The organism is Sphingobacterium multivorum (assembly GCF_039511225.1).
Taxonomy (GTDB): Bacteria; Bacteroidota; Bacteroidia; order Sphingobacteriales; family Sphingobacteriaceae; genus Sphingobacterium.
The window spans coordinates 4,644,564-4,658,979 of sequence record NZ_CP154261.1; the positions used below are offsets into that span (position 1 = coordinate 4,644,564).

Here is a 14,416-nt window from a genome sequence, read left to right on the forward strand (position 1 = left end):
CGGGACTCACCCTAAAAGATATATGCTAAAAATTGATGTTTAAGCCAAATCCAAACTCCCGTCTCCTCGGGTAACGGCCATCGTCCTCACCCGGTGTCAGCGGATTGTTTGTACTAAATTCAGGATCGTAACCCCGGTAATTGGTCCACGTCAACAGGTTGCTTCCATAAACGAAGGCAGTAAGTCCTTTCATTTTCAACCTATTGATCAACTGCGGATCGAAGGTGTAGGCTAGCCGTGCACTTGACAAACGAACAAATGTCGCATCTTCGATATAGAGGCTATTCTGGTTCGTTTTCATATTTCCGCGGTTGTTTCGCTCCACATAATTTGGGTATTTGGCCACATCCCCGGGTTTGCGCCATACGTTATAGACCATGTCCGGTGAACCTGCCCCGGTATTGGTCGGGTAATTTTGACGTTGCAGCAAGGCATTGTAGACTTCACCGCCGAAGGAACCATTAAAGAGTACATTTAGGGTAAATCTTTTGTATCTAAAGGTCTGCATAAAACCAAAATAGAAATCAGGTGTCGCGTTGCCGAGGATCATGCGATCTTCGTCATTGATCAAACTATCCTTTTTGTTGTTCAGCCATTCAGCATCCCCCCCTTTGAGTTTACCATCTGGCGCATAAAGCTGGTGTACTGTTCCCTGATAATCGTTACCATTGAATGTATATACCGCTTTTCCATCACGATACATCGGTTTCCCCTGATCGTCTAGGACAAGTGTCAATTTCTCCCAATTGTCGTTGTAAGCGTTAGATTCATCCCAGGCGTAAACCCCTAAATTGCGCCAGCCGTAGAAATTTCCGATACGGCCACCTTCTTCCGCGTACCATTTATTACCCGGAAAAAATGGTATTCCATCTGCCAGCTTCACAATCTTACCCCGTTCAAAGGAAATATTACCATTCACCTCCCAGCTGAAATCACGCGTCATTATTGGTTTTCCGCTGATCACAAATTCCATCCCGCGGTTGCGGATTGTTCCTAAATTGACATTCACTTTGGCATAACCGGTTTCTTTGGCAAGCTCTCGCGGATACAATAAATCGGTTGTCGTTTTAACATAATAGTCTGCCGTAAATCCCAATCGACCATTTAAGAAGGTTAGATCTAGCCCCACATTATTCTGGGTGGTTGTTTCCCACTTGATCCGATTATTGCCAAATGTACTGGTCAATGCAGCTCCGCCGACACCGTTATACGAACCGCCAAAGGCCACTTTGGTGTACGATTCATAATCGCCTACTTTATCATTTCCAAGTTGACCGATACTGTACCGTAGTTTAGCATCTACCAATGCCGGCTTGGCCCATTTCATGAAATTCTCGTCCGAAAACCGCCATGCAGCAGATGCCGAGAGGAAGTTTCCCCATTTATTTGTCGCACCGAACCGCGATGAACCATCCCTTCGATAGGATCCCTGAACGAGATAGCGTCCTTTGTAATTGTAGCCAATCCGGCTAAAAATAGAAGCAGAAGCATTAGCTGTTGCCGTGGTATAGGTTTTTGAAGGCGTCAGGTAATCCGGAAAGGTCACCAAAACCTCCTCGTTGACGCTATTCATATATTCGGAGTGAAAACGATCATAACGTCTGCGATCCGAACTGAAGCCCAATAAAGCTGTGACATTATGATCCTGCGCAAAAGTTTTATTATAATTCAGATAGGATTGAAACTCCCAGGTAAACGTTTTATTAAACTCATTTGTTCCGCTATTCTGATCCTTATTTGCCGAAAGAAAACGCGGTGAGAATTGGGTATTCTGTAAATTGTCCAACCGTGCATTGAACAAGGTTGTGAACTTTAAGTCATCCCTGATCTGATAATCCAACTGATTGTTAAATTGCCCAGAATAGGTTTCATCCAGATTTTTCTCAAACAAAGCGTTGGCTACAGGATTACGTTTCGAACCGATGTAGCTTGTTAAAGAACCATCGGGATAGTAAATCAAGGAATAGGCTGGACGGTCCATCACAACCCTTATCGTATTGCCGATCGGAATTGTATTGCCCTTCTGCCAGGAAAAGGAAATATTGTTGGAATACTTCAACTTGGATGAAAACTGATATTCCACATTGATGCGTGACTGCAAACGTTTGGCGTAACTATTCAAGATGATCGATTTATCATCCAGATAATTCAAACTGCTGTAGTAACGGAGATTTTTCTGACCACCGGAAACACTCACCTTAATTTCCCTCTTCTGTGCCAGATTCCCCAACAAGAGCCTTTGCAAATCGTTATCGGAATTGAAACTTGGGTTGATGGAATCCGTATTGGTATTGAGGCCTTGGATATATCGGAAAGCCCTCACTTCTGCAGAGTTGCTTACAGGGATGTAATGAGCTAGACGTCCAAAAAGATGGTTGTAGTTAACATTAACCATGGGTTTTCCTTCTGATCCGCGCTTGGTTGTGATGAGGATAACGCCATTGGCTGCACGCGATCCATAAATGGATGCAGAAGCCGCATCTTTGAGCACTTCGATATTCTCGATATCTGTCGGATTTATGGTTGCACCATCAGGGTTAATTACCCCATCGACCAGATATAAGGGGCCATTTCCACCATTCAAAGTCGAAGTTCCCCGCACTTGAATAGATCCTGTCGCTCCGGGTGCCCCACCACCGTCATTGACAATAAGCACCCCGGCAGCCTGCCCTTGTAAGGCATCAAAAAGGTTAATAGGCTGGCGTTCTTCGATTTTCTTGGCATTGACGGAAGAGATGGCTCCCGTGAGGTCACGTTTCTTTGCGACACCACCATAGCCCGTGACAACAATCTCGTCCAGCGCATTGTCACTATCTTCCAGCGTGACATCAAGTTGCCGCTGGTTACCGACAGTGCGCTCCTGCTCTTTCATCCCCACCTGACTAAAGACAAGGGTGCTGGATGGGGCAACCTCCAGCTGATACTTCCCCGCAGCATCTGTACTTGTGCCCTGGCTTTTCCCTTTGATACGAACAGTGACTCCCTGCAGTGCATCTCCCTTTTTGTTGGTCACCTTTCCTGAAAGCCGTATGTTTTGTTGGGCAAAGACCGGTAAACCTATACTCCCCAAGGCTAGAAATAGGAAGAGTACAAAGCACCCCATTTTTGTGATACTTTTTATCATAATAAATCAGTTTTTATGGCGATTATCTATCATGAGAAGATGATCGATAACTCGGCCATGCATTTAATAAATTGGTTATTTTTTATAATCAGTTACCTCAAATATCAGTGAATCCACGAGGTTAAACAGTGTATTTTTTGGTCTTTTTAGCGGTAAAAAATGGTTTTCAGAAGCTTAAAACAGGGATTACTGTTTAAAACAGCATCATTGCCCCATCAATTCAAATGCTACAGTACCGACCGTATTTGGTTTGTTTTTGCTTGCCGTTGAGATGTCCCCTTCCAATTTGCCAAGCACATTTCTTTTAAAACGTATCCGCCGCCAGGAATAAGCACCCTTGTCATAGTCGAAACTTACGCCATCATCATCATATAGGTTGTACAGCCCTTCCTTTTCGCCGTAATGCCGAATGATCAAATTGACTTTTTCACCAACTGTGGGCGCATGAAGCCTTGCCGTTGTCATCGGGATGATGCCACCATCTTTCACATACACAGGTATCCGATCGTCTTCGGGTTTGGCGACGATTTCCTCTCCATTGCCGACATAACGTCCCGAATAGAAATCGTACCAGTTGCCCTTGGGCAGCAGCACCTTTCTAGTAGATTCTCCCGTAAACAAGGGAGCAACCAATAGATATTCACCACACATGTATTGATCTTTTACCTCCCTGTTTACCGCTTCCAAATAGGGGTTCGTTTCCAGGTCTTGGTTTCCCACGGTCAAATTTGTCTGCCCCTGGAATCCATCTTCCAGTGCCATGGCCCGGAAGGGGGGCGTACCTTCAAAATGGTATTTTGCAAATTCAGTGTAGAGATAAGGCATCAATTCCATCCGCAGTTGCGCAAAGTATTTCACTTTGTCGGCCACTTCCGGGAAAGACCATGGTTTTGTTCCACTGGACCAGGCATTGATCATGGCCATTGGTGAAAACACAACCGTCTGGAAACGGCGCAACCATTCTTCTCCCGTCTTGGAACCCCTAACTTCTGGCGTCCACAGCAAGCCACAAAAGCCACTATTGACCAGCGCGGTAATAAAATCCTGATGGCTATAGTAGTCATTATAGATCACATAGGGCATGTTGTTGGCGCCGGCATTGGATGCCCGTACAAGTCCAAACGTTCGTTTATTCTGCTGACGGTAGAGACTGTCGGTCAATTTCTGTGCAAGCACGCCATAGGTTTGCCGCATTTGAATTCCACTGATCCCGGAGGGAAATTTGGCCATATCTGGCCACAGGTAGTAATCGTAACCATCGACCTCATCAATTTTATATCCGCTGATTCCGATATTGATTTGTGATCGGCTCAGCTGGTCTGCGAGGATACGCTTTGCATCCGGATGATTTAAATCAGGAACAGTCCCATTCCACACCGTATGAGATCCTGTAAAAGGCTCAATAGATTTGCTAAAGGGAGCGTCGGGTGAGACATACGGATTAGTCCAGAGGTTTAGCCGAACACCTTTATCAGCCAGCGTTTTTACCAAGGCTGCCGGATTTGGAAAACGTCCTTTATCCCATTCAAACGAACAGGGATAAGCCTTGGACTGCCAGCCCGGTTCGAGCCCGATAAAATCAAGTGGGAAGCCATGTTCCTCAAATTCGGCTACTTCTTTAACAACATCCGCCGCTGTATAAAGCTTTTGCACACGTTGTGTAAAACCAAGCCCCCACTTCGGTGGCAAGGCACCACCACCACAAAAGAGGTTATAGCGCTTTATTGCATCAAGCGCGTTGACACCGGCAAAGACATACACTTCGGCCCCTTCCGTAGGCACATACACCTCTACAGCATCCGAGTAAGGTCGGGAATTCCAGCTTTTATCGGTATTGCGGTCTTTTACTTCTGCGGGGACTTTGGCATCTTTCCGTACGCCTGTTCCAACATAATAGGTTAAATATTGAGCGGAATTGATCAATACACCATAACCTCTGGAAGAGACGTAGAACGGAACGGGTGCATGAGTTCGCCCATTATCTTTACCACCGTAATGGTCGACATGCAGGTTAAGAATCTTGCCCCGCTGATGTACCGTCTGAAAGTTAAGTCCCAATCCGTAGATCTGTTCGTTTTTTCCCAGTGGGAACCGTAGGTAGGTTTTGCCATCGATCAGTTCGGCATGCACATCCATCTTGGGTAAGGGAAAGTCAACAGACTGCAGCTGTTCAAGCGTTTCCGCTCGGGGCTTTGCTCCGGCTGCACCGAGCAAAGTATATGTATCCGGCTTTCCAAATATACCTTTCCATACACCAGGGTATTGTTCCTGAAAGCGAATGCTTTGTGCTGGAGCCTTTATCGCAAACAATACCAGCAAAATTGTCCATAATCTCATCATAGCTGATTATTTTTTTAGTAAAGCATACACGCACCAAAGTATGGGTGCCTGCCCATGCATATCCCCTGTTTTCTGTTGTCGATCGAGGTAATATTGGTAATCATTTTTTCGGTTGGTACCCTCACAGACATTGCTGATATCACCGTCTTTGTTGATGTAGCCTGTCAAAGCAATCCATGCCTTGCGTGCGATCGGCGTATACTCCTTTGCGTCGAGCCAGCCATTTTTTATGCCCATGATAATCGCATAAGTGAACATGGCTGAACCCGAAGTTTCCACCCAAGATTCAGGTTTATCAATCAATTGCCCCCAAAGGCCATCTGGTCGCTGATATTGCTTTAGGCTCGTGATCATCTTTTGATATGAAGCCAATATTTTGGGCCTATTGGGATTGTCCTTCTTTAATGAAGAGAGCAGTTCGCTCATTCCCGCAGCCATCCAGCCATTGCCGCGCCCCCAAAAGAAAGGCGCATCAGGTGCGTGATAAAAAAGGCCATTTTCTTTTTGAATGGTATCGAGGTAGACCACCATTTCATGTGCTGCCCGATCCATATACTGTTGATCTCCCGTCACCTGAAAAGCTTTGGATTGAATCATGGTAATCATATACATATCGTCGATCCAGTAGCGGGTCTGCCAGGTAAGACCTTTATCGAGAAATTTCTGGTAACTGTCTTTGACCACCTGCGAGGAGTCAATCGGAATAGTCCATTGCGCATTTGCAAAACGCATTCCCATCGTCTTGAATTGCTGGTCTTTTGTTTGTAAATAGAGTTCCAGTGGCACCGTTCCAAAAACGGAGAAGTCCACATGCCAAGGACGTGGAACAAGGTGTTTTTCGGCGCCGAACAAAGGCATAAAGCGTTGGGTCAATTGTTCCAATAAGGTCTTATTGTTGCTCACTTCGGCGTATTTCAATGCCCCATACCAGGCACAGACTTCGGGATACGTAATGTTTCTGGGCGGAGCTGGCGGTTTAAAACTGTTATGCGGACTTGCCACAAAACGTTGAGCGACGAGATCACCTATTAATCTGGGATCAGCCTGCTTTGGCCAATTGACCAGGTCTGTGCTTTGTGCGAAAGCACAAAGAGACATGCAGACGCCAATCCCCAGGAGTATGGACATACAGAACTGCTTCATCATCAGTTGGGTTTATAATTAAGTTATAACCCAAATATCAGCAAGCCAGTCTATTTTAAGGGGGTAGTTTTTGATCGTTTAGGTGGAAAGATTGGTAGGCATTATTTATAGAGAAATATTTAGGTGCGATTGATAACAATATTCTATTATGAAATATATAATTCTAATAACGTATCTCAAAATACTCCTTATATCGATAAAAAATTTTAAAAAATAAATATTAAAAATTATTATTATCTTTTGTTTTTATCAAACGATTTATTCGAGATACTTAATACCTATTTGGATGTTGCGCAATCAATTTACAATTAGAAAATATAATAGGATTCAAAAAGAAGGGAGCCTCGTTGATAACAAAAAAAGGTCGCTATATTAAATACAGCGACCTCTTTTTCTAAAGACGTATTCGGGCTAGTTGAAGATATAACGAATTCCCACTTGTGCAGACCATCTTGAATATATGTCTTGCACATAATAAGGTACATTATTATTTAAGTTACCTAAACGATACGTTGGCTTCTTAGTTGTTCCTTCATAGCCTGCAAAAGTAACAGGAATAAAACTATTATCCCAGAAGCTACCTGCTCCAGTATATTGTTTACCCCAATTACCATTTAATAAATTACCAACATTCATAATATCAACGGAAAGTTGAAGTTTGTTTTTAGTGTTTCCGATGTTGGTAAACAAATCTTGAACGATTTTCAAATCAAACTTATGAGAGAACGGTGTTCTTGCCCCATTTCTTTCCGCATATTGACCTCTACGAGATTTTAAATAATCATTTCCTTCAATAAAGTTATTCAAGGCTAACCATTGATCTTGAGGAGTCTGCGTTCCATTTTGAATAAAAGTTATTTCAGACTGATCTTTAGGGATATACATCAAATTGTACTGATTGCTTGATGAAGTCGCATAACCTGTTAAGTTACCCCCAGCTAAATAAGAAAATCTTGCTCCAGATTGGCCGGTGTATACAAGAGATACAGAAGTTCCTAAATGCTTAAGATATTCTTTCGAGAATGATAAGAATCCAATTACACGACTTCCTGTACTGAATGGATTATGAGCAAGAGTTACGTTATTAGAACCATTTACAGAAGCAACTCTATACCAATTTGATTGGTTCTGAGAAGAAGTACCTGAAATTAAGTCTTTAGCTGCAGTATAGGTATAGGCAACAGATGCATCGAGACCAAACAAGAAGCTTTTAGATAGCGAGGCCGTGGTTGACCAAGAATAACCTTTGTTAACATTGTTAACATAAATAACTTCCGTATAGTTATCTAATACACGGCGGTTGTTATTATTCGCATCATAAACCAATCGATTATCAGCCCCTTCTAACGTTCCAATTGGGCGCTCTAAGTTTAAATCTCTAAAATTAAAAGCACTTAAATTCCTTGAGTAAAGGAATTCTAATGTCCCCTTAATTCCATATGGTAATACTTGATCTACCCCACCGGAGAAACGTGCGATTTGAGGTAATTTCAAATTCTTATCAAGTACTGTAATATTTCCTGATGGAGTTACTGCTCCGCTATATTTAGGCAATTTGTTGACGTCGCTAATAAAAGGAACATTAGCATCTGTTCCATTACCCAAGTTATTTCCTCCTAATAGTGCACCGCTTTGTGTAAATGCTCCAGCAGCCCATACAAAAGGAACCCTAGAAGTAAATATTCCCATTCCTCCACGTACTACGGTTGAACGATCTCTATTCACATCCCAGTTGAATCCAATTCGAGGAGAGAACATCAATGCAGGGCTTGGCATACGATTAGTTTTTACGTTATACTGCTTTGCCAAAATTGAGTTGTTAAAGTCAGTATTTTCCATTGGTTTATCCAAATAGATAGGAATATCCACCCGAACACCTGCCGTAATTTTCAAATTGTCTTGCATTTGATACTCATCTTGAACATAGAACCCAAGTTGTAATGCATTAAATTTAGCACCTTGACGAGGATCATCGGTATTACTATATCCATATTGCATACTGTTGGCCATCCCACGCTCAAAATTCTCGATTGCTGTATAAGCTTTTCCTGTAGCTGGGTTTATATCAGTGGCTTTGGAATCACTAAATACAAATGCCCCGTTTGAATTCCCTGTATACGCATTATACATTTTGTAAAACTCATTATGCGTACCAAAAGTTAGTGTGTGAAGCCCTTTATACCATGTTAAATTATTTGACAAAGTATAGACATCTTGATCCAATTGATTAATATTAGTGAATGGGTCAACACCTAGATAATATGTCCCATTTTTTGCTGTATTAATTCGAACATTTGGAAACAATTGTCCTTTATAACTTCTAGCATCTCTTACTCTAGTATATCCTGCAATAAAACTATTGGCCAATGAATTATTAATACGACTACTTAATTCTAAAGTTAAAGTATTCGATTTAAAATCCTTTAATATTGCACCATTACCAAAAGTCAAAGAAGATTGTGTTCTTGTGTTGCTCACATCAACCCCATCGACATAGTTGTACCGCAATGAAAGCTTATTTTTTTCATTAATATTCCAATCTAGGCGGGTCATCACTTTATTCGATGTATTTTCATCTGCAAGATCAGTGTAAGAGCCCGCATCATAATTATATTTACTTAACGCGATATCATAGATACGTTGAGCATCAGCTTCTAACAAATTTGAACTTGAAGATCCTACAGGATAATTTTCTGGCGTATTATTTTTTGTATGTTCGTAATTTACAAAGAAAAACAACTTATCCTTTACAATAGGCCCGCCCAAACGTACACCGTATGTTTTTTCAGAAAAGTTTGCCAATTTAGTTCTCTCTTCACCATCTTTAACCAAAGATTTTGGGGTTTTTCCTGTAAAATCCTGATTTCTAAAATAATGATAAACCGAGCCCTGAAATTGATTTGTACCTGATTTTGTTACTGCCGAAATACCACCTCCAGCAAATCCACTAGAGCGAACATCGAACGGTGCAACTTGAACAGACATCTGTTCGATAGCATCTAACGATATTGGATTTGTACCACTACCACCACCGTTCAAACCATTTGCATTAAGACCAAACACATCATTTGTAACAGCTCCATCAATAGTGAACTGATTGAATCTATTATTCATACCGCCAATTGAAACAGACTGTCCTTTCACATCAGCTTGCGGAGTCAATCTAGTAAAATCTTCAATTGAACGAGAAACAGTTGGTAAATTTTCCATCTGTTTTCTTGAAATAGAAGTTTCAGCACCAGTCTTCAAGTTTTTAGAACCGCCTGTTCTAGTTACAGTGACCTCATCTAAAACTGTCTCATTACTTCCAAAAGTACTATTTAAGACATAAGGCTGACCTAATTGTATATAAACATCATTATAAACAATAGGATTTTGTCCAACATAGGTTACTTCAATTTTGTAAGGTCCACCGACACGCATCGCTGGTAGGTTAAAACGACCTGCAGCATTCGAGGATCCAGAATAGACAGTTCCTGACGGCACGTGCGTTGCCTTAATTGTTGCTCCCGAAGTTACACTGCCGTTTGCTTCTTTTACAATACCTGTAACGCTACTTGTCGTAACCTGAGCTTGTACAGCACCATAGCTGGCCATAACAAGAGCGAAAAAGAGTAAAGATCTTTTCATATAATGTGATTTGTTAAAAAATGTTAAGCAAAATTACTAAGAGATTTTAAATTACAAAGGACTTAATATAAACTTAACACACTAAACCACACATACTTCATGAAATACAGTCCTAAATTACTATATTAACATACAATTTATTAGCGAAAAAAACGTTATAACATGTTTTAAACCAGCATATCCCCTTATACGGACCTACCTAAAATAGTTTTCCACATCAAATCGCTAAAATTCTTTTGTAACAACATTCTTCCAATTGAGATTTAAGTTTTAAAAAAAAATTAGCTAATTTCCAGTCAATCGAGAATTTTATTAAATAACTCAGTTCCTTGTCAAATTTGAGCCACTGTAACCTATTCTGACCAAAAAAATCTAAACGATTCTATAGGCCTGATGGTTTCTATAAAAAATGTTTCAAAAACCGAGAACTTTTCAGAAATTCGCACACCTATTAATTTATGCTTCATGGAAGACGGTATTCAAAATTCTTCTTTTCAAGAACCTGCAGACATTAAACTGTCTCCAGCAGGACTCTCCTTCTTGGCTTCAGCGGCCAAATGGGCCAACTTTCTGGCCATTGTCTGTTTTATTTTCATCGGCATTTCTGCCATAACCATGGTCAGCCTGATCTTCGGTGCCAGTGCATTATCACTCGGTGCCGACGAATATGTAACAGCAGGAGCTTTATCCACCTTTGGTGTACTTTATCTTTTATTTCTTGCTTCCTTCTGCCTTCCCATCTATTTCCTGTATAATTTTGGATCCAAAGCAAAAAAAGCAATAGCAAACCGTGACAGCATCCAATTGGAATTATGCTTAGATGCGCTCAAAAAACACTATAAATTTATTGGAATCATGGTCATTATTACCATTGCGTTCAATTTTATGGGATTGGTCGTTGGAGTCGTACTCGGAATCAGTGACGCTTTTGCTGGGGTATAATACAGCCATAAATAAAGTAAAAAAAAAGCGGAGTATCTCATTCATTTGGATACTCCGCTTTTTTTATCGTATTGATTCCTTATTTTTTATAATATTTCATTGCGTTTGGAATCAATTTCTGAATATCCGCAATCCGTCGCTCATCACTCGGGTGGGTACTCAAAAACTCTGGCTGCCCTTTTTGACTACCCGATGCCATACGCTTCCAGAAATCTACAGCTTCATTGGGATTGTAACCCGCCAAAGCCATAATGATCAAACCTGCTGCATCCGCATCAGATTCGTCGCTTCGCGAAAATTTCAGTTGCGCCAAGTTGCCTCCTAATCCATAAAGATTGTTAAAAACACCAAGCGTACTGTTTCCAGATACGCCTGCAGCTGAACCTAAAATCTGTCCACCCAATTGCAGCGCTATCTGATTCGAAGCCTGAGCCACAGAATGTTCTTCAATAGCATGTGCTATCTCGTGTCCCATCACGGTTGCCAAACCTGCTTCCGTACGTGTTACTGGTAATATTCCAGTATATACCGCAACTTTACCCCCAGGCATACACCAGGCATTCACGTCATCACTCTTCACCAAATTAAATTCCCAATTGAAGTTAAATTGATTTGCGCGACCTGTACTCTGCAAATACTGATTAACCGCTGTTGCCAACTTGTTACCAACACGTTTTACCATCGCCGCATCCGCAGTTCCAGTGACCACTTTAGCGCCATTCTTCGATAAAAAATCTTTATAAGCTAATGCTGCTTGCTGGTTAACCTGATCAGCACTCACTAATTTTAAATATTTTTTTCCGGTAACAGCTGAAGTTGCACAGCCTGACAGCCCCGATGCCAGTGTTACGCATGCTAATACGATAGCCGAATACTTTAACATTCCGTTCATATGTCTATATTTTTCTTTCCATGGTCATATGGAATATCCAAACGATGTTCATCGCGTTTCCGCTCTTCCCAAATGGATATTTCACAATAATTTTTAAATCGTACTTAGCAAATACAATTATTGTGCCTATTCTTTTTCCTTAGCCTTTTTCTTGAAGAGATAAATTTTGGATTCGTGCCCCTTTAACAAGCGCTCAATATTCTTTTGGTGGGTAATTAACAACAGAATACAGATAGCTATGCCGTAAAGCAGCACAGAGGGTATGGTTGTTTTAAAAATAAAGGCCAAACTAAAGGGAAATGCAAATCCCGCTGAAATGGACCCCAGCGAAACATAATGTGTTGTCAGCAAAATAATGATAAACACCGATACACATACTAAGGCTGCAGGTGTATGAATGGCGAGGATCATCCCACAAAGCGTTGCTACCCCTTTACCGCCCCTAAATCCGGCAAATACCGGAAATAAATGCCCTAATACCGCAATAACGCCTAAGGCCAACTGAAAGTTTACAAATTGGACATCGCTCGTATTTTGCCCCAATTCGATTAAATAAGCCAGGTTTGTTGCTGTCCAGCCTTTAAATATATCTACAAACATCACGATCGATCCCGCTTTGGGGCCCAATACGCGAAAGGTGTTAGTTGCTCCAGCATTACCGCTACCATACTCACGCACATCCACGCCATAAAATGCCTGTCCCAACCATACTGCTGTAGGTATGGACCCAAACAAATAAGCTAGTAATACTGCAGTTACTAAATAAATCGATATCATTAATTAAATTAGTTCTTATATTAATTTGGCTTTCAGACTAAGATCCAAGCTCTTTACACTATGTGTTAAAGCGCCTACTGAAATATAATCTACCCCGGCCTCCGCATACGATCGAATCGTGTCAAAAGTTATCCCCCCAGAGGCCTCTGTCTTGAATCGATGGTCAATAATCTGAACAGCTTTGGCTACATCTTGCGGTGAAAAATTATCTAACATGATCCGGTCCACTTCGCCAAAGTTAAGAACTTCATCAAGCTCCGCAAAATTTCGGACTTCAATTTCTATTTCTATCGGTTTATTTAGGCTTTTTCTGTAATCATTTGCGCGCTTTAGAGCCGGTACAATACCGCCACTATAGTCCACATGATTGTCCTTAATTAAAATCATATCAAAAAGGCCAAATCGATGATTGGTGCCGCCGCCTATCCGAACAGCTTCTTTCTCCAATACACGCAACAATGGTGTCGTTTTCCGTGTATCCAATACTTTCGTATCTGTACCTTTGAGAAGGTCTACATATTTTCGGGTTGTCGTCGCAATGCCACTCATACGCTGCATAACATTCAGCACCAAACGCTCGGCCAACAAAATACTTTGAATATTTCCTTTAACATAAAAAGCAATATCACCCACTTTAACCTGACTTCCATCTTGGATAAATACCTCACAGGTCAACGTATCGTCAATATAAGCTATAATCGCCTGTGCTACTTCAATCCCGGCCAAAACACCATTATCCTTCACAATCAATTTGGCTTCACCTTGTGCTCCAGTTTCAATCGTAGAAAGTGAGGTATGATCGCCATCACCCAAATCTTCTGCGACAGCCTGTTTTACAAAATGGGCCAAATATTCCTTGATTTCCTTCTCCATAATACTATTTATTGGGCTAAGATGTGGAATAATTCTTTAATCGAAAAATAGATTTATAAAAAAATTAGGACCAGGTTTAATTTTTGTCGATTCTTAGCTCTTCAATCGAATGGTTATTATTTCCTACGCCGATCTTAATAAAGACACGGTAGTTGGCTTGTTCCGTTGATAATGTAAATGTAAAATATTGATAGCCATTGTTGGCATTGCTGGCTTGCGTTAATTTTACAGTTTTGGGTTTGTGCTGATTGAAAAATGTACCCAACATGATTTCAGACTGATATTTTGTATAAACCCCATTCTCCCCCAAAATAGACAAGGTTAAGTTTGAACCAAAATACTTGGCCATATTTTTTGCATTGCCTTCTTTCAAATATGATTTCAGTTCCTCCGAAATACTTCCTAAAGAATCATCATCGCCTGGTAAAACGACCTTTACCTCCCTATTCACTTCTCTTAAATAATGACCCAAGGCCGCAGTGTGTACAAAAAGACTAGTAATAAGTATAAATGCGCAATAGCTTAAAAATTTCATATAGCTCAACATATTATAGAACAGCTTCTATCATCCATATCAATCATTAGGTAGCTCCGGTTTTTACCGAACATAAACTATGCCACAAACCTATAAAATTATTGGGGATTAACAAGGGAACTTTTTAAGATGCGTTGATAGATTCTAAAATTAAGATTAT

The 14,416-nt window shown here is 41.0% G+C and carries 9 protein-coding genes; 1 reads left to right on the forward strand and 8 read right to left on the reverse strand.

Translation table 11 applies throughout. The annotated features are described in order from the left end of the window. Positions 1-25: 25 nt before the first annotated feature. From AAH582_RS19285 to AAH582_RS19300, 4 genes are all read right to left on the reverse strand, one after another. On the reverse strand, positions 26-3,124 hold the full coding sequence (locus AAH582_RS19285) for a SusC/RagA family TonB-linked outer membrane protein (protein WP_343319757.1): 3,099 nt from the start codon (positions 3,122-3,124) through the stop codon (positions 26-28). Between the two features lie 204 nt (positions 3,125-3,328). Beyond that, on the reverse strand, positions 3,329-5,464 hold the full coding sequence (locus AAH582_RS19290) for a TIM-barrel domain-containing protein (protein ID WP_343319759.1): 2,136 nt from the start codon (positions 5,462-5,464) through the stop codon (positions 3,329-3,331). A 6-nt stretch (positions 5,465-5,470) separates the two neighbouring features. Further along, on the reverse strand, positions 5,471-6,610 hold the full coding sequence (locus AAH582_RS19295) for a glycoside hydrolase family 88/105 protein (RefSeq protein ID WP_343319761.1): 1,140 nt from the start codon (positions 6,608-6,610) through the stop codon (positions 5,471-5,473). 408 nt (positions 6,611-7,018) lie between these two features. Continuing rightward, positions 7,019-10,237 (reverse strand): TonB-dependent receptor, encoded by a 3,219-nt coding sequence (locus AAH582_RS19300; RefSeq protein WP_343319763.1) that lies wholly within the window; start codon positions 10,235-10,237, stop codon positions 7,019-7,021. Between the two features lie 465 nt (positions 10,238-10,702). Here AAH582_RS19300 and AAH582_RS19305 point away from each other — a divergent pair, with 465 nt between their 5' ends. Then, positions 10,703-11,179 (forward strand): hypothetical protein, encoded by a 477-nt coding sequence (locus tag AAH582_RS19305; RefSeq protein ID WP_343319765.1) that lies wholly within the window; start codon positions 10,703-10,705, stop codon positions 11,177-11,179. Between the two features lie 79 nt (positions 11,180-11,258). Here the strand turns inward: AAH582_RS19305 and AAH582_RS19310 are convergent, their stop codons facing one another. From AAH582_RS19310 to AAH582_RS19325, 4 genes are all read right to left on the reverse strand, one after another. Further along, the gene (locus AAH582_RS19310; protein WP_046674999.1) at positions 11,259-12,071 is read right to left on the reverse strand and encodes a M48 family metallopeptidase; all 813 of its coding nucleotides are present in this window, start codon (positions 12,069-12,071) and stop codon (positions 11,259-11,261) included. A 126-nt stretch (positions 12,072-12,197) separates the two neighbouring features. After that, positions 12,198-12,848 carry a glycerol-3-phosphate 1-O-acyltransferase PlsY gene (plsY, locus tag AAH582_RS19315; RefSeq protein ID WP_046674998.1) on the reverse strand — a complete coding sequence of 217 codons (651 nt, stop codon included), beginning with the start codon at positions 12,846-12,848 and terminating at the stop codon, positions 12,198-12,200. Between the two features lie 15 nt (positions 12,849-12,863). Beyond that, complete coding sequence (gene nadC, locus AAH582_RS19320) at positions 12,864-13,721, reverse strand: carboxylating nicotinate-nucleotide diphosphorylase (protein ID WP_343319767.1); 858 nt, start codon at positions 13,719-13,721, stop codon at positions 12,864-12,866. Between the two features lie 76 nt (positions 13,722-13,797). Continuing rightward, the gene (locus AAH582_RS19325; RefSeq protein WP_197084082.1) at positions 13,798-14,256 is read right to left on the reverse strand and encodes a DUF4783 domain-containing protein; all 459 of its coding nucleotides are present in this window, start codon (positions 14,254-14,256) and stop codon (positions 13,798-13,800) included. Positions 14,257-14,416 lie beyond the last annotated feature (160 nt).